The sequence below is a fragment of the Mycobacterium parmense genome (genome assembly GCF_010730575.1).
GTDB lineage: Bacteria > Actinomycetota > Actinomycetes > Mycobacteriales > Mycobacteriaceae > Mycobacterium > Mycobacterium parmense.
The window spans coordinates 925,345-944,811 of sequence record NZ_AP022614.1 but is presented as its reverse complement, the minus strand read 5'-3'; the positions used below and the strand labels follow the sequence as shown (position 1 = coordinate 944,811).

23 protein-coding genes are annotated in these 19,467 nt (G+C 69.5%); 11 read left to right on the top strand and 12 right to left on the bottom strand.

The features are described 5' to 3' along the window. Positions 1 to 22: 22 nt before the first annotated feature. The gene (locus tag G6N48_RS04270; RefSeq protein WP_085271362.1) at positions 23 to 946 is read left to right on the top strand and encodes a TIGR01777 family oxidoreductase; all 924 of its coding nucleotides are present in this window, start codon (positions 23 to 25) and stop codon (positions 944 to 946) included. 21 nt (positions 947 to 967) lie between these two features. Here the strand turns inward: G6N48_RS04270 and G6N48_RS04265 are convergent, their stop codons facing one another. Further along, a complete protein-coding gene (locus G6N48_RS04265; RefSeq protein ID WP_085271361.1) occupies positions 968 to 1,291 on the bottom strand; it encodes a winged helix-turn-helix transcriptional regulator in 324 nt (107 codons plus the stop codon). Between the two features lie 111 nt (positions 1,292 to 1,402). Between G6N48_RS04265 and G6N48_RS04260 the strand changes: the two genes are divergently transcribed. From G6N48_RS04260 to G6N48_RS04240, 5 genes are all read left to right on the top strand, one after another. Then, entirely contained in the window at positions 1,403 to 2,047 is a 645-nt protein-coding gene (locus tag G6N48_RS04260; protein ID WP_232066534.1) for an NADPH-dependent F420 reductase, read from the top strand. A gap of 24 nt (positions 2,048 to 2,071) precedes the next feature. Beyond that, entirely contained in the window at positions 2,072 to 2,485 is a 414-nt protein-coding gene (locus tag G6N48_RS04255; protein WP_085271360.1) for an ester cyclase, read from the top strand. 75 nt (positions 2,486 to 2,560) lie between these two features. After that, entirely contained in the window at positions 2,561 to 3,274 is a 714-nt protein-coding gene (lipB, locus tag G6N48_RS04250; protein WP_085271359.1) for a lipoyl(octanoyl) transferase LipB, read from the top strand. Next, entirely contained in the window at positions 3,271 to 4,203 is a 933-nt protein-coding gene (gene lipA / locus G6N48_RS04245) for a lipoyl synthase (RefSeq protein WP_085271358.1), read from the top strand. The genes lipB and lipA overlap by 4 nt, the downstream gene beginning before the upstream one ends. Before the next feature lie 43 nt (positions 4,204 to 4,246). Then, the gene (locus G6N48_RS04240; protein ID WP_085271357.1) at positions 4,247 to 4,999 is read left to right on the top strand and encodes a DUF4191 domain-containing protein; all 753 of its coding nucleotides are present in this window, start codon (positions 4,247 to 4,249) and stop codon (positions 4,997 to 4,999) included. A 13-nt stretch (positions 5,000 to 5,012) separates the two neighbouring features. On the opposite strand, the gene G6N48_RS04235 is transcribed toward G6N48_RS04240, so the two are convergent. After that, on the bottom strand, positions 5,013 to 5,435 hold the full coding sequence (locus tag G6N48_RS04235; protein WP_085271356.1) for an RDD family protein: 423 nt from the start codon (positions 5,433 to 5,435) through the stop codon (positions 5,013 to 5,015). 186 nt (positions 5,436 to 5,621) lie between these two features. Here G6N48_RS04235 and glnA point away from each other — a divergent pair, with 186 nt between their 5' ends. Continuing rightward, complete coding sequence (gene glnA / locus G6N48_RS04230; RefSeq protein ID WP_085271355.1) at positions 5,622 to 7,058, top strand: type I glutamate--ammonia ligase; 1,437 nt, start codon at positions 5,622 to 5,624, stop codon at positions 7,056 to 7,058. 148 nt (positions 7,059 to 7,206) lie between these two features. Here the strand turns inward: glnA and G6N48_RS04225 are convergent, their stop codons facing one another. Further along, complete coding sequence (locus G6N48_RS04225) at positions 7,207 to 7,596, bottom strand: DUF1801 domain-containing protein (RefSeq protein ID WP_085271354.1); 390 nt, start codon at positions 7,594 to 7,596, stop codon at positions 7,207 to 7,209. A 79-nt stretch (positions 7,597 to 7,675) separates the two neighbouring features. Next, on the bottom strand, positions 7,676 to 7,903 hold the full coding sequence (locus G6N48_RS04220) for a hypothetical protein (protein WP_232066748.1): 228 nt from the start codon (positions 7,901 to 7,903) through the stop codon (positions 7,676 to 7,678). 44 nt (positions 7,904 to 7,947) lie between these two features. Between G6N48_RS04220 and G6N48_RS04215 the strand changes: the two genes are divergently transcribed. Further along, the gene (locus G6N48_RS04215; RefSeq protein ID WP_232066533.1) at positions 7,948 to 8,856 is read left to right on the top strand and encodes a sigma-70 family RNA polymerase sigma factor; all 909 of its coding nucleotides are present in this window, start codon (positions 7,948 to 7,950) and stop codon (positions 8,854 to 8,856) included. An 83-nt stretch (positions 8,857 to 8,939) separates the two neighbouring features. Here the strand turns inward: G6N48_RS04215 and G6N48_RS04210 are convergent, their stop codons facing one another. Beyond that, a complete protein-coding gene (locus G6N48_RS04210; RefSeq protein ID WP_139825980.1) occupies positions 8,940 to 9,338 on the bottom strand; it encodes a hypothetical protein in 399 nt (132 codons plus the stop codon). A 287-nt stretch (positions 9,339 to 9,625) separates the two neighbouring features. On the opposite strand from G6N48_RS04210, the gene G6N48_RS04205 reads away from it, so the two are divergent. Then, a complete protein-coding gene (locus G6N48_RS04205) occupies positions 9,626 to 10,126 on the top strand; it encodes an Rv2253 family sensor-like surface protein (RefSeq protein ID WP_085271351.1) in 501 nt (166 codons plus the stop codon). Between the two features lie 5 nt (positions 10,127 to 10,131). Here the strand turns inward: G6N48_RS04205 and G6N48_RS04200 are convergent, their stop codons facing one another. From G6N48_RS04200 to G6N48_RS04185, 4 genes are read right to left on the bottom strand one after another with little or no spacing between them, the layout of a single operon-like run. Then, positions 10,132 to 10,920, bottom strand: coding sequence for an alpha/beta fold hydrolase (locus tag G6N48_RS04200; protein ID WP_161494251.1), 789 nt, complete (start codon positions 10,918 to 10,920; stop codon positions 10,132 to 10,134). Beyond that, positions 10,917 to 11,930 (bottom strand): SMP-30/gluconolactonase/LRE family protein, encoded by a 1,014-nt coding sequence (locus G6N48_RS04195; RefSeq protein WP_085271349.1) that lies wholly within the window; start codon positions 11,928 to 11,930, stop codon positions 10,917 to 10,919. The genes G6N48_RS04200 and G6N48_RS04195 overlap by 4 nt, the downstream gene beginning before the upstream one ends. A 35-nt stretch (positions 11,931 to 11,965) precedes the next feature. Further along, positions 11,966 to 12,565, bottom strand: a complete 600-nt coding sequence (locus tag G6N48_RS04190) for a carboxymuconolactone decarboxylase family protein (protein ID WP_085271348.1) — start codon at positions 12,563 to 12,565, stop codon at positions 11,966 to 11,968. After that, on the bottom strand, positions 12,562 to 13,131 hold the full coding sequence (locus G6N48_RS04185; protein WP_085271347.1) for a carboxymuconolactone decarboxylase family protein: 570 nt from the start codon (positions 13,129 to 13,131) through the stop codon (positions 12,562 to 12,564). The genes G6N48_RS04190 and G6N48_RS04185 overlap by 4 nt, the downstream gene beginning before the upstream one ends. A 129-nt stretch (positions 13,132 to 13,260) precedes the next feature. Here G6N48_RS04185 and G6N48_RS04180 point away from each other — a divergent pair, with 129 nt between their 5' ends. Beyond that, positions 13,261 to 13,854, top strand: a complete 594-nt coding sequence (locus G6N48_RS04180) for a TetR/AcrR family transcriptional regulator (protein ID WP_085271346.1) — start codon at positions 13,261 to 13,263, stop codon at positions 13,852 to 13,854. Between the two features lie 41 nt (positions 13,855 to 13,895). Further along, positions 13,896 to 14,909 (top strand): zinc-dependent alcohol dehydrogenase family protein, encoded by a 1,014-nt coding sequence (locus tag G6N48_RS04175; protein ID WP_085271345.1) that lies wholly within the window; start codon positions 13,896 to 13,898, stop codon positions 14,907 to 14,909. A 38-nt stretch (positions 14,910 to 14,947) separates the two neighbouring features. On the opposite strand, the gene G6N48_RS04170 is transcribed toward G6N48_RS04175, so the two are convergent. Genes G6N48_RS04170 through G6N48_RS04160 form a run of 3 tightly spaced genes read right to left on the bottom strand, consistent with a single transcriptional unit; the run spans position 14,948 to position 19,442 of the window. Continuing rightward, positions 14,948 to 15,808, bottom strand: a complete 861-nt coding sequence (locus tag G6N48_RS04170; RefSeq protein WP_085271344.1) for a TIGR03619 family F420-dependent LLM class oxidoreductase — start codon at positions 15,806 to 15,808, stop codon at positions 14,948 to 14,950. Further along, positions 15,805 to 16,449 carry a PaaI family thioesterase gene (locus G6N48_RS04165; RefSeq protein ID WP_085271343.1) on the bottom strand — a complete coding sequence of 215 codons (645 nt, stop codon included), beginning with the start codon at positions 16,447 to 16,449 and terminating at the stop codon, positions 15,805 to 15,807. The genes G6N48_RS04170 and G6N48_RS04165 overlap by 4 nt, the downstream gene beginning before the upstream one ends. Next, the gene (locus tag G6N48_RS04160) at positions 16,446 to 19,442 is read right to left on the bottom strand and encodes a bifunctional [glutamine synthetase] adenylyltransferase/[glutamine synthetase]-adenylyl-L-tyrosine phosphorylase (RefSeq protein ID WP_085271342.1); all 2,997 of its coding nucleotides are present in this window, start codon (positions 19,440 to 19,442) and stop codon (positions 16,446 to 16,448) included. Before G6N48_RS04160 ends, G6N48_RS04165 begins: the two co-directional genes overlap by 4 nt. Between the last annotated feature and the right edge of the window lie 25 nt (positions 19,443 to 19,467).

The following is a 19,467-nucleotide window of genomic DNA, read 5'->3' as shown; positions in this document are numbered from 1 at the left end:
CTGTAGAGGGGCTTCGACAACTGTGGCTCGAGCTGGTCATAAAGCCGTCATCGCGATAGCGGGTTCTTCCGGCCTGATCGGCTCCGCGCTGGCCGCCGCGCTGCGCGCCGCCGACCACCGGGTGCTGCGCATCGTGCGCCGGGCACCGGCGAACTCCGACGAGTTGCACTGGAATCCCGAGAGCGGCGAGTTCGACACCGACGCCCTGCTGGACGTCGACGCCGTCGTCAACCTCTGCGGCGTCAACGTCGGCCAGCGACGGTGGTCGGGCGCCTTCAAACAGAGCCTGCGGGACAGCCGCATCACTCCCACCGAGGTGCTGGCCAACGCCGTCGCCGAAGCGGGCGTCTCGACCCTGGTCAACGCCAGCGCCGTGGGCTACTACGGCAACACCCGGCACCGGGTGGTCGACGAAACCGACCGTGCCGGAGACGGTTTCCTGGCCCAGCTGTGCGAGGACTGGGAGGCGGCGACGCTGCCCGCCCAGTACGCCGGCGCCCGGGTGGTGCTGGCGCGCACCGGCCTGGTGCTGTCGCCCGCGGGCGGCATGCTGAGCCGGCTGCGGCCGCTGTTCTGGGCGGGGCTGGGCGCGCGGCTGGGCAACGGCCGCCAGTACATGTCGTGGATCAGCCTCGAGGACGAGGTGCGGGCGCTGCTGTTTGCGATCGACAACCCGTCGCTGACCGGGCCGGTGAACATGACCGGGCCCGCGCCCGTCACCAACGCCGAATTCACCACCGCGTTCGGCCGGGCGGTCAACCGCCCCACCCCGTGGATGCTGCCCGGCTTCGCGATCCGCGCGGCACTCGGCGAGTTCGCCGACGAGGGCCTGCTCATCGGGCAACGGGCCATCCCGTCGGCGCTCGAGCGCGCAGGCTTCGAGTTCCACCACAACACCATCGGCGAGGCGCTGGGCTATGCGACCGCGCGCCGCGACCACGACTAGATCGGCACGCTGCCGCGAGCGTCAGGCGGCGCCGGCCGCCATGTGCCGCTTCCCCCACTCGCACATGGCCTTGGTGACCGGCCCCAGTGACTTACCGTATTCGGTCAGCGAATACTCAACGCGCGCAGGCACTTCCGGAAACACCTCACGACCCACGATGCCGTCGGCTTCCAGCTCGCGCAGCTGCCGAGACAGCACGCGGTCGCTGATTCCCGTTGTCTTGCGCCGGAGTTCGGCGAATCGATGGGTGCCGCCGCTCATCATGTGAAAGATCAGCACGGCTTTCCACTTGCCGCCGATCACCGCGAGCGTGGCTTCCACCGGACAGCCGGATTCGTTGTCCACATTAACCTCCCGGTCAGTACCTCACCTCAAGGTGCGTTCTTGTCGGCGTCTGCACCCGGCAATACGCTCAGGTGAGACGGGACGCGGCCTGCGAGCGCAGTATCCCGCCGGGTGGAGACCATCGCAAGGGAGCCGACAATCAAGATCGCGATCATCGGCGCCGGCAACGTCGGGCGGGCGCTGGGCGGTGCATGGAGTGGCGGGCACGCTGTCACCTACGGCGTGCGCAATCCCGACAATCCCAAGTACGGCGACCTCGGCGCGCCGGCGTCCACCAGCGCCGCCGCCGTCGGCGGCAGCGACATCGTGGTGTTGTGCACGCCGTGGGACACCACCCGGGATGCCCTTCACGAGTGCGGCGACCTGTCCGGCACCGTACTGATGGATTGCACCAATCCCCTCACTCCCGACCTGACCGCGCTGACGGTCGGGCACACCACCTCCGCCGCCGAGCAGATTGCCCAGTGGGCGCCCGGCGCCCCGGTGTGCAAGGCCATGAACCAGATTGGCTCACCGATGATGAATCATCCCCGGTTGCCGGGCACACCGGTGATGTTTCTCTGTGGTGACGACGGCGCCAAGGAGGTTGCGACTCCGCTGGTCGCGGAGCTGGGCTTCGAAACGGTCGACGCCGGCGACCTGACCGTCGCCAGGCTGCTTGAGCCCTACGGCCTGCTCTGGATTCACCTTGCGCTGCGGCGCGGGTTGGGTACTGATTTCGCCTTCGCCCTGCTTCGCGGCACGGCCGGCGAATGATCCGTCACATGAAGCGGGCCTGACGTGTCTTCTCCGGCCGGGGCTTGCGAACCCGAAACCAACCGCCGCCTGGTGATCGACCACTTCAACGAGTTCGTGAACAACAAGGACCTGGGCGCGATCGACCGCAACATGTCGGCCGACTTCTACGACCACGACGGCCCGGGCGGAAAGCCGACCGATCGCGAGGGTGACCGCACGATGATGGCGGCCCTGCACGCGTCGATCCCCGACCTGCATGTCGAGGTCCTCGAGTCGCTCGCCGAGGGCGACAAGGTGATGGTGCGCAACGTCTGGACCGGCACCGACGCGCGGACCGGGAAGCGGGTGGGGTTCCGCGGCTTCGTGCTGTGGCGGGTGGCCGACGGCAAGATCGTCGAGCGCTGGGCGACGGTCACGCCGATCCAGGAGCTCGCCGACGTCACCGCGCGGTGGTGAAGGTGTTTCCGGGGTGACAAGAGGACCGATCCCGACGCGGGAAGCGGTGACGGCGATCACCTGAGTAACCTCGCGGTGGTGAGCTCCATTCGCGCCGACCGCGGGCCGATCGACGTCCGCCAGCTGGGGTCGGTCGACTACTGCACCGCCTGGCAGGTGCAGCGGGACCTGGCCGACGCCAGGGTCGCGGGTGGCGCCGACACCCTCCTGTTGCTGGAACACCCGGCGGTCTACACCGCGGGGCGGCGCACCGAACCGCACGAACGACCGGTTGACGGCACGCCCGTGGTCGACACCGACCGCGGCGGCAAGATCACGTGGCACGGGCCGGGCCAGCTGGTCGGGTATCCGATCGTCGGGCTGGCCGAACCGCTCGACGTGGTCAACTACGTTCGCCGCCTCGAGGAGGCCCTGATCACGGTCTGCGGCACGCTGGGCCTGGACACGGTGCGCATCGACGGCCGCTCCGGGGTGTGGGTGCCCGCAGGCGCCGGCCGGCCCGACCGCAAGATCGGGGCCATCGGGGTGCGGGTGTCGCGGGCGACCACGCTGCACGGCTTCGCCCTGAACTGCGAGTGCGACCTCGCCGCGTTCGGCGCCATCGTGCCGTGCGGCATCAGCGACGCCGGGGTGACGTCGCTGTCCGCCGAGTTGCGGCGCGTCGTGGCCGTCGCCGAGGTTCGGGAGGCGGTCGCCGTCGCGGTCTGTGACGCCCTCGACGGCGTGCTGCCGGTCCGCGAGCACGTGCCCGGCCCGGCCCCGCAGGCCCGCGTAGCATCGGCGATGTGACCGCCGCACCCGAAGGACGCAAGTTGCTGCGCCTCGAGGTGCGCAACGCGCAAACGCCCGTCGAGCGCAAGCCGCCGTGGATCAAAGTGCGGGCGCGGATGGGCCCGGAGTACACGCAGCTGAAAGGGCTGGTCCGCCGGGAGGGCCTGCACACGGTGTGCGAAGAAGCCGGCTGCCCCAACATCTTCGAATGCTGGGAGGACCGCGAGGCCACCTTCCTCATCGGCGGCGACCAGTGCACCCGCCGCTGCGACTTCTGTCAGATCGACACCGGGAAGCCCGCCGCCCTCGACCGCGACGAGCCCCGGCGGGTCGCCGACAGCGTGCGGACCATGGGACTGCGCTACGCCACCGTCACCGGCGTCGCCCGCGACGACCTGCCCGACGGCGGGGCATGGCTGTACGCCGAGACGGTGCGCGCCATCAAGGAACTCAACCCGTCGACCGGCGTCGAACTGCTGGTCCCCGACTTCAACGGCGAGCCCGGCCGCCTCGCCGAGGTCTTCGGCTCGCGACCGGAGGTGCTGGCCCACAACGTCGAGACCGTTCCCCGCGTGTTCAAGCGCATCCGGCCGGCCTTCGGCTACGACCGCAGCCTCGGGGTGCTCACCGCGGCACGCGACGCCGGCCTGGTCACCAAGAGCAACCTGATCCTCGGCCTGGGCGAGACCCCCGACGAGGTGCGCACCGCGCTGGCCGACCTGCGCGACGCCGGCTGCGACATCGTGACCATCACGCAGTACCTGCGTCCGTCGGCCCGCCACCACCCGGTCGAGCGCTGGGTGAGGCCCGAGGAGTTCGTCGGGTTCGCACGGCACGCCGAGGAACTCGGCTTCGCGGGCGTGCTGGCCGGTCCGCTGGTGCGGTCGTCGTACCGGGCGGGACGGCTCTACGAGCAGGCTGCCGGGCGCCGCGCGTCGACGGCCTAGGTGACGGGCCGCATCAGCCCGGCCGTCCGTATCCTTGATGACTATGGCTAAACCCCGCAACGCCGCCGAGAACAAGGCCGCCAAGGCAGAGGCGCAGGCCGCCCGCAAGGCCGCGGCGCGGGAACGCCGCGCCCAGTTGTGGCAGGCGTTCAACATCCAGCGCAAAGAGGACAAGCGGCTGCTGCCCTACATGATCGGCGCCTTCGTGCTCATCGTCGCGGCGGCGGTGGCCGTCGGCGTGTGGGCCGGCGGGCTGACCATGATCACGCTGATCCCGCTCGGCGTGCTGCTGGGCGGCCTGGTCACCTTCATCATCTTCAGCCGCCGCGCCCAGAAGTCGATCTACGGCAAGGCTGAGGGCCAGACGGGCGCCGCCGCGTGGGTGCTGGACAACCTGCGCGGCAAGTGGCGGGTCACTCCCGGTGTCGCGGCGACCGGTCACTTCGACGCGGTGCACCGCGTGCTGGGCCGGCCGGGGGTGATCCTGGTCGGCGAGGGAGCGGCGACGCGCGTCAAACCGCTACTGGCGCAGGAGAAGAAGCGCACCGCGCGCCTGGTCGGCGAGGTGCCGATCTACGACATCGTCGTCGGCAACGGCGAGGGCGAGGTGCCGCTGGCCAAGCTGGAGCGCCACCTCACCCGGCTGCCGAGCAACATCACCGCCAAGCAGCTGGACTCGCTGGAGTCGCGGCTGGCCGCCCTGGGGTCGCGCGCCGGTGCCGCCATGATGCCCAAGGGGCCGCTGCCGAACGCCGGCAAGATGCGGGGCGTGCAGCGCACGGTGCGCCGACGATAGTCAGCTGAGGCGCTCAGCGCCGGACCACCGCGGTCGCCGTCACGCGATCGTGCATGCCGCGGCCGTCGAAGTCGGTGAACAGCGCCGGCACGACCATCCCGACGAGCACCCCGCGCACGGCCGCCCGCACCACCCCGACGGCGCCGCGCCCGTCCAGCGTCACCACCCGCAGACCCAGCACCAGCTGTCCGGGCGTGAACCCGAACAGCCGCACGGCTATCACGCCGAGCAGAAACCAGATCGCCAGCACCGCCGTCGCCAGCATCGCCTGGGAGAACAGCCCGAATCGCATTGCAAGCCCGGCCAGCCCGTAGGCGATCAGCCAGTCGACCATCAGCGCGCCCAGCCGGCGGCCCATCGGGGCCAGCGATCCCGGCCCGTTCTTCGGCAGTCCGAGCCGCTCGCCGGGGTAGGCCGAACGTGCACCGGACGTCATCGACGCCCGGGCACCGGAGCGGTTACGCTCTTGCGGTCCATGGCCCCACAATAGAGCCCGACACCGACCCGGGTTCCCTTGCGGGCGGCGTGGTCACGTAACGTGCGCGCAACACCGCGTTGACTGGCGGGCAACATGGGCTCCATAGCGTCAGGCCGCGGATCTCACCGAGTAAAGGAGCATTCAGTGACGGAAACGACGCCCGACGACATCTTCAAACTCGTGAAGGACGAGAACGTTGAGTTTGTCGACGTCCGGTTCTGTGACTTGCCGGGCATCATGCAGCACTTCACAATTCCCGTTTCGTTCTTCGATCAGAGCGTGTTCGACGACGGGCTGGCCTTCGACGGTTCGTCGATTCGCGGCTTCCAGTCGATCCACGAATCCGACATGCTGCTCCTGCCCGACCCCGCGACGGCGCAGATCGACCTGTTCACCGAACACAAGACGCTCAACCTCAACTTCTTCGTGCACGATCCGTTCACCCTCGAGCCGTACTCGCGCGACCCGCGCAACATCGCCCGCAAGGCCGAGAACTACCTGAAGAGCACCGGGGTCGCCGACACCGCCTACTTCGGCGCCGAGGCCGAGTTCTACATCTTCGACTCGGTCAGCTTCGACTCGCGCACCAACGGTTCCTTCTACGAGATCGACGCAATCTCCGGTTGGTGGAACACCGGCTCGCCCAACGAGCTCGACGGCAGCCCCAACCGCGGTTACAAGGTCCGCCCCAAGGGGGGCTACTTCCCCGTCGCGCCTGTGGACCATTACGTCGACCTGCGCGCCGAGATGCTGGCGAACCTGATCAAGGCCGGCTTCAGCCTGGAAAAGGGCCACCACGAGGTGGGCACCGGCGGACAGGCCGAGATCAACTACAAGTTCAACACGCTGCTGCACGCGGCCGACGACATGCAGCTGTACAAGTACATCGTCAAGAACACCGCGTGGCAGAACGGCAAGACCGTCACCTTCATGCCCAAGCCGCTGTTCGGCGACAACGGCTCCGGGATGCACACCCACCAGTCGCTGTGGAAGGACGGCAACCCGCTCATGTACGACGAGACGGGCTACGCCGGCCTGTCGGACACCGCGCGGCACTACATCGGCGGCCTGCTGCACCACGCGCCGTCGCTGCTGGCCTTCACCAACCCGACGGTCAACTCCTACAAGCGGTTGGTGCCCGGCTTCGAGGCGCCGATCAACCTGGTCTACAGCCAGCGCAACCGCTCGGCGTGTGTCCGCATCCCGATCACCGGCACCAACCCGAAGGCCAAGCGGCTGGAGTTCCGCTGCCCCGACTCGTCGGGCAACCCGTACCTGGCGTTCTCGGCGATGCTGATGGCCGGCCTCGACGGCATCAAGAACAAGATCGAGCCGCAGGCCCCGGTCGACAAGGACCTCTACGAGCTGCCGCCCGAGGAGGCCGCCAACATCCCGCAGGCGCCGACCCAGCTGTCCGCGGTGATCGACCGGCTGGAAGAGGACCACGAATACCTCACCGAGGGCGGCGTTTTCACGCCTGACCTGATCGAGACGTGGATCAGCTTCAAGCGCGAGAACGAGATCCTGCCGGTGCAGATCCGGCCGCACCCGTACGAGTTCGCGCTCTACTACGACGTCTAGGGACGTCTAGGACGTCTAGGGACGTCCTGGGACGCGTAGGCGAGTTCGCGCGTGCGACCAACGAAGATGGTTTGACCCGCGCCTTCGCGGCGAGTGTCTCGGCATCGACAGCTGCTGGTCACCGGCGCCCGGTACATCCCCCGCCGAGTCACTGTCTGTTGAGTTCGGCGGCTGCGCGGACGAGGTCGGCGAAGGCCTTCACGTCCAGGGTGTCGCCTTCCATGAGGTCGATGGCACGCCGTGTGTTGCCGTCCAGGCTCGAGTTGAACAGTCCGGTCGGGTCGGGCAGCGAGGCGCCCTTGGCAAAGGTGATCTTGACCTTGTCCCGGTAGGTTTCCCCGGTGCAGATGATCCCGTCCTGATACCACGTGGGCACACCACGCCATTTCCACTGTTCCACCACGTCGGGCAGTGTCGTCAGGATCACTTCGCGGACGGTAGCCAGCAGATCACCTCGCCAGTCGGCCAATTCGGCAATGCGGCGATCGATCAGAGCAGACGGGTCATCGCTGTCGGCAGCGTGCTTCTCGGACGCCATGTGTGCTCCCTTCGACCCGACTTGATGAATTCCGACGATGCCGGATGCGGTCACGACGCCGCCTTCCGGAACCTCAACCTCACGTCTCCGGCAGCTCGGCGAACCGCTTCTTGACGTCGTTGTACCAGCTCATCGACTTCATGGGGTGGCGCCAGCGGCCCTTCATGTCGTCTCGGGCGGGGACGTGGGCGTCATCGCCGGTCTTGACGAGTTCTTTGAGGTGCCGGTCCTGTGCCTTGATGATCTCGTCGGCGCTCTCACCGCGGTGTGCGAAGTCGCACGGGCCACCTAGGTCCTGGCAGGTCATGGTCTTCAACGGGGATCCTCCTACGGTCACACCGGGCGATCCGGGTGCGTCAGGATGGTGACGCATCCGACGACGAAAGTGTGACCGCGATGGTGAGCGACGAGCAGCTCGGCGAGGGCTTCGAGACCGAGCGTCCTCGCCTGCAGCGCATCGCCGCGCACATCCTGGGAGATGCCGACGCGGCACAGGACATCGTGCAGCAGGCCTGGTTGCGGCTTCAGGCCACCGAGGAGCCGATCAGCAATCTGGCGGGCTGGCTCACCACGGCGACCTCGCGGCTGTGCCTCGACCGGCTGCGGGCGCGTGCCCCGGTGCCGACCGAGTCGATAGAGCTCGAAGCGAGGGCACCCGATCCCGCCGACGACGTCGTGCTGGCCGACACCGTCGGCATCGCGCTGCAGGTGGTGCTCGACCGGCTCACGCCCGCCGAGCGCGTGGCCTTTGTTCTGCACGACAGCTTCGGTGTCGGCTTCGAGTCGATCGCATCGATGCTCGACACGACATCGGTCGCGGCGCGCAAGCTGGCCTCTCGGGCTCGGGCCAAGGTGCGCGCGCCGGTGCGTGACGATGCCCTGGCCGACTGGGAGATCGTGGACGCCTTCATGGCCGCGGCCCGCGAGGGTGACTTCTCACGGCTGCTCCAATTGCTGGCTCCGGACGTGGTGGTCACCGCCGATGAAGCCGCGATCGCGCTCGGCACGCCGGCTCGCTTGGCAGGCGCCGACGAGGTGGCCAGGTTCTTCAATGGCGCTGCGGCAGCTGCCTTTGCCGTCTTCGTCGGCGATCGCCCGGGCGCCGCCTGGATCCACCGCGGACAGGTCAAGGTCGCCTTCGACTTCACGGTCGAGGCCGGGCGGGTCCGCCACCTCCGGTTCCGCGCAGCCGACGACGTGCTGGCCGGAATACGGCGCCGTGACCGTGGCAGCGCCCGGGGTTCTGCGGCACGGACCTGAACGACGCGCGCGAAGGTTTGCCTCGTTCTCGGACCGCGGCGACGTCAAAACACAATGGCGTCTCGACGTTTCCGGCGCCGGGATCAGAGCTCCCAGGAGCACTGCTGCGCCTGGTCGCGGCATTCGCGTGCCAGGGCGCGTTTGGCGCGCGCGGCCGAGCGGTGCATCTCGGCCACGTGCACGTGCGCAATGAGCAGCAGATCGTCGACGAAGTCCGCCCCGGCGACCTCGTGAGCCCGTGCGGCCGCGTCGTGCAGGTCGGCGAATCGCTCGAGCTCGTCAGCGGCCGCCAGCTGCGCCGCGACCGCACGCCGAGCCGCCTGGCGCAGGTGCTCGCGGGCGCGTTGCAATTGCTGCTCACCGATCGATCGGGCAACCAAATCCTCGTGGCGGCGGCGAAGTTGGGCCAGGCGTTCCCGGCCCGCTTCTACCTGCGCCCTGACGCGGCGTTGCTCAGCCTCCCACTCCAACGTTCCCCCCAACCGAAGCGCACCCGCTCCTGGCCCGGCATGACATCACCCGACCCCGGCCCCCACTCCGGTCGATCCGAAGTTATTACCCCGGCCGACGTCGCAATAATCCGCGAGGTGAGCTGCACCGCAGGAACGGCCGCCGGGGCGGCGCAACGCACGGGCGACGCGACGACGGTGCGACGACGGATCACCTCGAAGGCGGGATGGCCGGCTGACCACTCCGGAACCGCCGGACGCTTGTTCGCCGAGGGGCGGCCGACCAGAATGTCTGGGGTGCGGCCCCACAGGAGAAGCCGGTGTCCCCGAAACGTCTGAGCAGTGTCGTCGGTTCGTGCGTCGTGCCGCTGGCGATCGTCCCGTCGCTTCCGGTGACCGCCGCGGCGGAGTCCCCGTCGTGGAACGGCCAGTACGCGATCACGTTCATGGTCGGCCCGAAATCCGGGACGAGCATCGCCGCCGGCGACCCCGAGGAGCAGCACACCGACACCTACACGTTCCGCTCGAGCTGTGCGGGCGGAACCTGTACCGCCACGATCGTCGGCGGCCCGCCGCCGAGCAACCCGACGGTCAAGCAACCGATTCAGTTCACCTGGGACGGGTCGTCGTGGACCCAGGTCAGCGATTTTCAGTGGGACTGCATGATGCCCGACACCACGATTCAGTGGAATCCGGCCCGGGCCGACGTGCGCTACACACCTCAACCCGACGGATCGCTCTCGGGCACCATGCACACCGAGATATTGAGCGGCGCGTGTCAGGGCACGATCGACATGAACATGCGCGCCGAGCGCGTCTGACAGTCTCAGCGACCGGGGCCGTGGCCCCCGGTCTGCAGGTAGTCGAGGATCGCGGTGGCGACGGCATCGGGTTGTTCGGGGAACAGGGCGTGGGCGGCGTCGTCGATCACCGTGGTGGTGACGCGGTCGCCGTAGCGGGCACGCAGGTCCCCCCATTCGTCGCGCTTGTGAAAGGGGTCGAGGGCCGCGATGATCTCGAACACCGGGGCGTTTCCGGCGCCCCAGTAGCGCGCGACGTCGGTGCGGCGCACGCAGTCCACTTGCATCGCCAGGGTTTCCGGATACCAGCCGGTCAGCCAGATCGTGGCGTCGTGGCCGGGCGCGAAGAAGGCCAGCCGCAGCGCGGCCAGTCGGTCGGTGTCCGGCAGCGTAAGGTCACCGGCGCGCAGGGGTGCTGTATTGACTTGCGGGTCAACGGTTCTCCCGGACGCGGCAGCCAGGATCACCGCGGCCACCTTGTCGGGGTGGTGCACGGCGGTGGCGCGGCCGACGAAGTTGCCGAACGCGTGCCCGAGGATGACCGCGGGCCCGTCGGCCAGGTCGTCGATCACCCGCGCGATATCGCCGGCCATGTCGGCGAAGGTGACACCGCTCATCGGGCCGCAGGAACCCGCGACGCCGCGCGGCTCTGGGCGCAGCACCCGATAGCCTGCGGCGACGAGCCTCGCGGTCACCGTGTCGAAGTCGCTGCCGGCGCCACGTCCGTAGGACGGGATGATGACGACGGCGGGCCCGTCCCCGTCGACGCGGGTGTCGATCGACGCCTGCGCCGTGGTGACGGTGTGCCGGCTCACGCGGGCGCCCCGGTCGCCGGTGCGGCCGCGGCCGAGCCCGGTTCGACGTCCAGTTCGACGCGCAACACGGCGGCGCGCCGCACTACTCCGTCGGGAGGGGCGGTGGTGCCGCCGTCGGTGGTGACATAAGCGACCCTCCCGCCTTCGCCGTCCGCCCAGGCGGCACTCGACGGCCCCACCAGAACGTCGTCGAACGGGTCACCGGCGATGTGGCGGACCTCGCTGCCGTGCCGCGGCTGCAGCGGCACCCGGTCGATCGTGTTGGCGCGGTGCCTGGTGACGTAGGCGAACCCCGCGTGCTCGTCGAGGCAGAAGTCATCCGCGTTGTCGACCGCGGCCACGAATTCCGCAGGCCCAGCGGGATTTAGCGTCGACGGGTCGACCGCGACGCGCATGAACACCTTTTGCGCGGTCGAGGTGTAGTACAGGTAGCCGGTGTGCGGGCCGTAGCGCACGCCGTTGACACCGGGCTGCGGGGGCGGCGGCACACCGCTGTCGGGGTCGAAGGCCATCGTGTCGTGGGCGAGCCACACCTGAGCGGAGGCATGCCGAGCGTGCTCGTCGAGGTCGACGCGCCAGATCAGCCCGGCGAAGCAGTCGGCGACCGCCAGCACCCCGGGGGCGAGCAGGCAGCTACCGTTGAGTCCGCGGGCCCGCTCGTCGAACGTGTAGATGATCTCGGGCCGCACGGGCCGCCCGGGCGCCCAGTCGGTGAGATCGACTCTCGCCAGGCAGGATTCACCGGTCGTGTAGGCCAGGGTCAGGTTCACGACAAATACCTCGGGTGCGACCTCGACGATCCCGGTGACCAGATGATCGAAGGTGTGCAGCAGGACCGGGTCGACGAGCTCGCCCGGCCGGGGCTTCGGCACCCACCACAGTTCGCGCTGCAGGACGGCGGTGATCAGCAGCGAGCCGTCGGCGCGCACGGCGAGGTTCTCCAGGAAGTACTTCTGCGGAAAGTAGGCGACGGGGGTGAGAGTCACGGTGGGCAAAGGCGGAAGAGACATGATGGTCCTCGTTGGTCCTCGTTGGTCCTCGATAGTCATTGGTGGTCGGGCGCGGGAATCGCGAAGGCGTTGAGAATCGCGCAGACGGTGTGATAGATCCCGGTCAGCACGGCGATGTCGAAAACCCCTGCGGCGCCGAATCGTTGCGTCGCTTCGTGATACAAGGCGTCGGCGACGCCGTGTCCGGTGGACAGTTCGCGGGCCAGGCGGTGGGCGGTCCTTTCGTCGTCGGTGAGTGCGGCGGGCTGCCCGCCGGCGACCAGCTCGGCGATCACCGACTCCGGCAGTCCCGCGCGCCTGGCGACGGCGGAGTGGGCGTAGAGCTCGTAGGGGGCCCGCCACACCGAACCGACGGTGAGGATCACCACCTGCCGGGTGCGCTCGTCCAGGGACGTGTACTGCTCTTCGGCGGCCTGCAGGTTCAGAAAGGCGGCCGAGAGCCCCGGGTTGAGCAGGCTGGGATTGAACGGCCCGATCAGGCGCCCGTCGGCGGTGGCCGCCGCGAATCCGCTGCGCCGGGCCCATGCCACCGCGGTGGCCGTGATGTCGTCGAACAACTGCCGCGCGGGGTCGTCGAGCTCGGCCCGATCGGCCAAGTCCAGGCGGCCGCCCGGGCCGTGGGCGGGGCCGTTCACTGGTCCAGCCCCTCGGCGTTGGCGGGCACGTCGAAGGCGCCCAGCGTCATGCACACCATGGTGAACCAGCCCAGCAGCACCGCAACGTCGACGATGCCCGCATCGCCCAGCAGGTCCCGGGCGCGCCGGTAGAGGCCCGTCGGCACCACCCGCGCGGTGACCAACGCGGACGCCAACTCGTAGACCACCTGCTCTCGCGGGTCGTCGAACGACACCGGCAAACCCGCGATCAGCGCTTCGACCCGCCGCGGGTCGAGGTGGCCGTCGCGCTCGGCGATGATTTCGTGCTCGTAAGTGGCATACGCGCTGCGCCATTGCGCGGTGACCAGGACGGTGGTGATTTCGATCTCGGCCTTGGTCAGGGTGGAGTGTTGCTGGAAATAGGCACCGGTCGGCACGATGGTGGTCGACAGGGTCGGGTTGGCCAGCCAGATCTTGTGCGGGCCGGGCACCAGCCCCCGCAACCCGCGGGTGAACTCGTAGGCCCGCTTCATGTCGGGGTTCATCTGGTCGACCGGCGTTTCCACGAACCGGCCGAAGGTGCCGAAGTCGGTGGTTTCGGTCATCTCTTGTTCATCTCCTCCGCTACGTCGAGGGATCGGATCCGCGAACGAACGTCCACGTTTTTATGATGCGCCCGCCCGGTTCGGATGTCAAACGCGAACGTTCGTGTTTTTTATGCTAGGGTGGCGCACATGCCGAAAGTCACGCCCGAATACCGCGCGCAACGGCGCGCGCACATCATGGCGGCCGCGCGGCGCTGCTTCATCCGCAACGGATTTCACGCCGCCTCGATGCACGACCTGGTCGCGGAGGCGGGAATGTCCTCCGGCGCGGTGTATCGCTACTTCCCCAGCAAGGACGCGGTCATCGAGGCGATCGCCGCCGACAACCTCGAGCAGGTCGTCGCCGTCATCGGCAGGTCCATCGACGACGGCGCGAGCCCGCAGGCAGCCATTGCGGCCGCGATCGACTTCGTCACCCTGCGCCATGGCGAGGACGGATTCGCCGCGATCGCCCTGCTGGTCTGGTCGGAAGCCCTGCGCAACCCGACGCTGGCCGCGCACCTGCGCAACGCCATCGCCACCGCCTTCGCCAAGCTGAGCGCCGGCGCGCACCGCCAAGACGACGGCCGGCTCGACCCGACCGCCCTGGCCGACCTGTTGTTGTGCGTGCTGCCCGGCTATCTCATGCGGTTGGCCCTCGGCGGCCCCAACGCCGTCGAGAACATACCCAACGCCATCGAGAGGGTGCTCGAGGTACCCGCGCGATCGACCGAACCAGCGTAAGAGCCTCTGCCGCATTCGCACCGACAGAAAGGATCTCGATCATGCACGTCTACCGGTTCGATGGCGACGATGGGCTCGACGGGTTACGACTGCACGACGAGCCGGTCCCGTCACCGCAGCGTGGAGAGCTACTGCTCGCCATCAAGGCCGTCTCGCTGAACTACCGGGACATCGCCATCCCGCTGGGCCGCTATGTGCGCGAGGCCAGGAAGGGTCTGGTGCCGTGCAGCGACGCCGCGGCCGAAGTCGTCGAGGTCGGTGAGGGCGTTCAAACCTTCCGGCCGGGCGACCGGGTCGTCAGCGCCTTCCACCCCCGGTGGTTCGGCGGCCCGATGCCGGCCACCGCGAACTCCGACAGCTACGGCAGCGGGCAGGACGGGTGGCTCGCCGAATACAAGGTGGTGTCGCAGGAGGCGGTCGTCGGCATACCCGCGGCGATCTCCGACGAGCAGGCGTCGACCCTGCCGTGCGCCGGGGTCACCGCGTGGAATGCGCTGGGTGGACCCACACCGGTCCGGGCGGGCCAGACGGTGCTGACCCTCGGTTCGGGCGGGGTGTCGATCTTCGCGCTGCAGCTGGCAAAGGTGTTCGGCGCCCGCGTCATCGCGACGACCTCCAGCCCGCGGAAGGCGGAGAAGCTGCGGGCCCTGGGCGCCGACGAGGTCATCAACTACCGCAGCAACCCGAACTGGGGCGACCAGGTGCGCGAGGCGACGGGAGGTCGAGGCGTCGACCGCGTCGTCGAAGTCGGCGGCCCGGCCACCATCGAGCAGTCACTGCGGGCGGTCGGCGTGAACAAGGAGGTGACGCTGATCGGCTTCCTCAGCCAAGACAACCCGGGCGTCGACTATTTCCTCCTGAAGGGCAGCGGCGCGACGACGCGCAGCATCACCGTAGGCGACCGGGCCGACCTGGAGGATCTCGTCCGCGCCGTGGCCACCACGGGCCTCGTCCCGGTCATCGACGACGTGTTCGACTTCGCACAGGCCAACTCCGCGTTCGAGCGGCTGCGCGACGGCAAGCACGTCGGCAAGTTGGTCATCCGGCTGCGCTGAAGCCGATTCGGCAAGCACAGGAGGCAGCGAGATCCGCCTCAGTCATCGAGCCCCAGGTCTTTGCGGAACCGTCGCATGCCGTCGATCTTGTCGGCCAGCGAGGCGTCGGACCCTGAATAGAACAACCACGGCATGGTGATGATGCCCGAGATGCCGGCGTCGGCGGCACGGCGATAATCCGCGGCGGTGAACGCGTCGGTCAAGGGCGTCAAAACGGTGAAATCGTCGAAGGACAAGCCATTTTCGGCCCGCAGCTCCCGCAAGCGGCCGACGGCCTCGATCGCGCGGTCGGTCGTGATCAGGTCACCGATCCAGCCGTCGTTGCGGGCGGCGCGGCGCAGCGCGGCGTCGCTGAGGCCGCCGACGTACACCGGTATCGGCGGCGGCGTCGGCTGCATCTCCAGGCGCGGGGCCCGGTAGAACTCGCCTTCGAATTCCGTCCAGCCCGGCTGCCACAACGCCTTCATCAGCGCGACGATCTCGTCGGTTCGCCTTCCGCGGGCGTCGAAGCGCTCCCCCATCAGCGCGAATTCCTCGCGGCACCAGCCCACGCCGATGCCCAGCTCCACCCGGCCCGACGCCAGAACCGCCGCCGTGCCAATGGCTTTCGCCGTCGAGTACGGGTTGCGCATGCCGGGAATGTAGACGGTGGTGACGAAGCGCAGCCTCGACGTGACCTGAGCCATCGCGCCGACCAGCACCCACGGGTCGGGCCAGTCGGTGAACGGCTGCCAACGACGCTGACCGTCTTTGGTGTACGGGTACGGCGTGTCCAGGGTCTCCAGGTTCACCACGTGGTCCGGTATACCGACGCCGTCGTAGCCGAGCTCGTCTGCGGCCCGGGCGATTTCGATGGTCTCGCGCGTGTTCAGGAATGCGGTGCTGACGTAGAACCTCATTGCGCTTCCCGCGCCCACGCCGGCTCGATGAACACTCCGTCCGCTTCGACGGTGACGCCGGCGGAGTCCGAGATGGTGCCGCGGGCAAAGACTTTCACGCCCTGCTTGCGCTCGATCCAGGCGTCGCAGCGCAGCGGGCCCAGCGGCGTGCCGCGCAGGTACTTCACCGTGATGGTCCCGGTGAAACGCGGCTTGGCCAGCCCTTCGCTGGCCGCCTCGCCGAGCATGTGGTCGAGCACCAGCGCGCTGACGCCGCCGTGCACCAGGCCGGGTGGCCCCTCGTACGGGGCGCCCAGCACGAACTCGCTCCGGCAGCGGCCGCCGCCCTCGTGGTGGACGACGACCGGCGGGGCGATCGGGTTGCAGACGCCCACCGCGGCGTTGCCCAGCGGCAACGCCCGCCCGTCGACGCGGTAGCTGACGCCGACCGGCCGGGTGCGTTGCCGCAACGACCGGGTGACCGCCTCGATCGCGGACCGGGCTTCGGCGACGACCTCGTCGTCCACCTCGGTGCGGATGGTGGCATCGACGAGTTCCCGGACGGCGTCGGCCAGTGGAGCGTACAGAGCCGTCACCCGGTCGGCCTCGGCCGCGCTGAGCACCTCGAACATGGCGTTCAACCCGCGAGCCTCGTGACTCAACTTCCGAACACCTTGCGCACCACCGCTTTCGCTCGCCGCGTCACCCGCAGATAGTTGTCCAGGAACTCGCTGCCGTCGTCGCTGTGCCAACCCGCCGCCACCGCGACGGCGTTGAGCTGGCGGCCCGGGCCCGGCAGCTGGTCGGTGGCTTTGCCGCGGACCAGCACCAGCGCGTTGCGGGCCCGCGTCGCGGTCAGCCACGCGTGGCGCAACAGCTCCACCTCGTCGTCGGCGGCCAGTCCCGCCGCGGCGATCGCGTCCAGCGACTCCAGGGTCGACGTGTTGTGCAGCGCCGGGATCTCGTGCGCGTGCCGCAGCTGCAGCAGCTGCACGGTCCATTCGACGTCGGCCAGTCCCCCGCGTCCCAGCTTGGTGTGAGTGTTGGGGTCGGCGCCGCGCGGCAGTCGCTCCGACTCGACGCGAGCCTTCATGCGGCGGATCTCGCGCACGGTGTCGGCCGAGATGCCGTCGGGCGGGTAGCGCGTCTTGTCGGCCATCAGCATGAACCGCTCGCCCAGGTCCGCGTCGCCGGCGACCGCGTGCGCGCGCAGCAGTGCCTGCACCTCCCACGGCTGCGCCCACTGCGCGTAGTAGGCGGCGTACGCGCCCAGCGTGCGGACCAGCGGACCGTTGCGGCCCTCGGGCCGCAGGTTGGCGTCGACCTCCAGCGGCGGATCGACGCTCGGGGTACCCAGCAGCGTGCGCACCTGCTCGGCGACGGTGGTCGACCAGCGGATGGCCACGGAATCCTCGACGCCGGGGTTCGGCTCGCACACGAACAGGACGTCGGCGTCCGAGCCGTAGCCCAGCTCGGCGCCGCCCAGCCGGCCCATGCCGATCACCGCGATGGCCGCAGGCGCCTTGCCCTTCGAGGTGCCATCGTCGGGCAGGTTGACCCGGATCATCGCCTCGAGCGCGGCCTGCAGCACGGCCACCCACACCGACGTCAGCGCCTTGCACACGTCGGTGACGTAGAGCATGCCGAGCAGGTCGGCCGAGCCGATGCGGGCCAGCTCGCGGCGGCGCAACGCGCGCGCAGCGGCGATGGCGCGTACCGGGTCCTGATAGCGGCTCGCCGACGTGACCAGCGCGCGCGCCACGGCGCCGGGTTCGGTTTCGAGCAGCTTGGGACCGGCCGGGCCGTCGCCGTAGCTCTGTATCACCCGCGGCGCGCGCATCAGCAGGTCCGGCACGTACGCCGACGTCCCGAGTACGTGCATGAGTCGCTTGGCCACCGCGGGCTTGTCGCGCAGCGTGGCCAGATACCAGCTCTCCCCCGCCAGCGCCTCGGACAGCCGCCGGTAGGCCAGCAGCCCGCCGTCGGGGTCCGGCGCATACGACATCCAGTTCAGCAGACGCGGCAGCAGCACCGACTGCACGCGCCCGCGCCTGCCGCTCTGGTTGACCAGCGCCGACATGTGCTTGAGCGCGGTCTGCGGCCCCTCGTAGCCCAGCGCGGCCAGCTGCCGCTCGGCGGCCCCGGGCGTCATGCCGTGCCGGATCTCCAGGCCGGTGGGGCCGATCGACTCCAGCAGCGGCTGGTAGAAGAGCTTGGCGTGCAGCTGCGACACCCGCACGTTCTGGTGCTTGAGCTCGCGGCGCAGCACCCCGGCGGCGTCGTGCCGGCCGTCCGGGCGGATGTGGGCCGCGCGCGCCAGCCAGCGCACCGCCTCCTCGTCGTCGGCCTCCGGCAGCAGATGGGTTCGCTTGAGGCGCTGCAGCTGCAGCCGGTGCTCGAGCAGCCGCAGGAACTCATAGGAGGCGGTCAGGTTGGCGGTGTCCTCGCGGCCGACGTAGCCGCCGGCGCCCAGCGCCGCCAGCGCGTCGACCGTCGACGCCACGTGCAGCGACTCGTCGCTGCGGCCGTGCACCAGCTGCAGCAGCTGCACGGCGAACTCCACGTCGCGCAATCCCCCACTGCCGAGCTTGATTTCGCGGGCGCGGACGTCGGCGGGCACCAGCTGCTCGACCCGCCGGCGCATCGCCTGGACCTCGACCACGAAATCCTCGCGTTCGCAGGCGATCCACACCATCGGCATCAACGCCGCGAGGTAGCGCTGGCCGAGCTCGGCGTCGCCGACCGCCACCCGGGCCTTGAGCAACGCCTGGAACTCCCACGTCTTGGCCCAGCGCTGGTAGTAGGCGACGTGCGACTCGACCGTGCGGACCAGCTCGCCGCTGCGCCCCTCCGGCCGAAGGCCCGCATCGACCTCGAAGAACGCGGCCGAAGCCACCTGCATCATCTCCCCGGCGACGCGGGCGCTCAGCGCGTCGGCGTTCTCCGCCACGAAGATGACGTCGACGTCGCTGACGTAATTCAGTTCGCGGGCACCGCATTTGCCCATCGCGATGACCGCCAGGCGGGGCGGAGTCCGGTCGCCGCATACGCTGACCTCGGCCACCCGCAGCGCGGCACCCAGCGCCGCGTCCGCCAGGTCCGACAGGTGGGCGCCGACCACGGTGAACGGCAGCACCGGCTCGTCCTCGACCGTCGCGGCCAAATCGAGCGCGGCCAGGACAAGGAGCTGGTCGCGGTAGAGCACCCGCAGCCGCGTCAGCGCCGAGCCCGGTCCGGCCAGCGACTGCTCGACACAGTCGGTGAACACCGAACGCAGTTCGTCCCGCGAAGGCAGAGTGAGCTTGCCGCGCAACAGCTTCCAGGACTGCGGGTTGGCGACCAGGTGATCGCCCAGCGCCAGCGACGACCCGAGGACGCTGAACAGCCGCCCGCGCAACGGGCGTTCGGTCAGCAGGGCCGCGTTGAGCTCGTCCCACTTGGTGTCGGGATTCTCCGACAGCCGCACCAGGGCCCGCAGCGCGGCGTCTGGATCGGGTGCGCGCGACAAGGACCACAGCAGGTCGACGTGCGCCTGGTCGTCACGGCCGGACCAGCCCAGCTGGGAAAGGCGTTCGCCCGCGGGGGGGTCGACCAGACCGAGCCGGCCGACGCTGGGCAAACGTGGGCGCTGCGTCGCGGGTCTGGTCACGACCACGACCGTAGCGCAACCCGCCGATCGT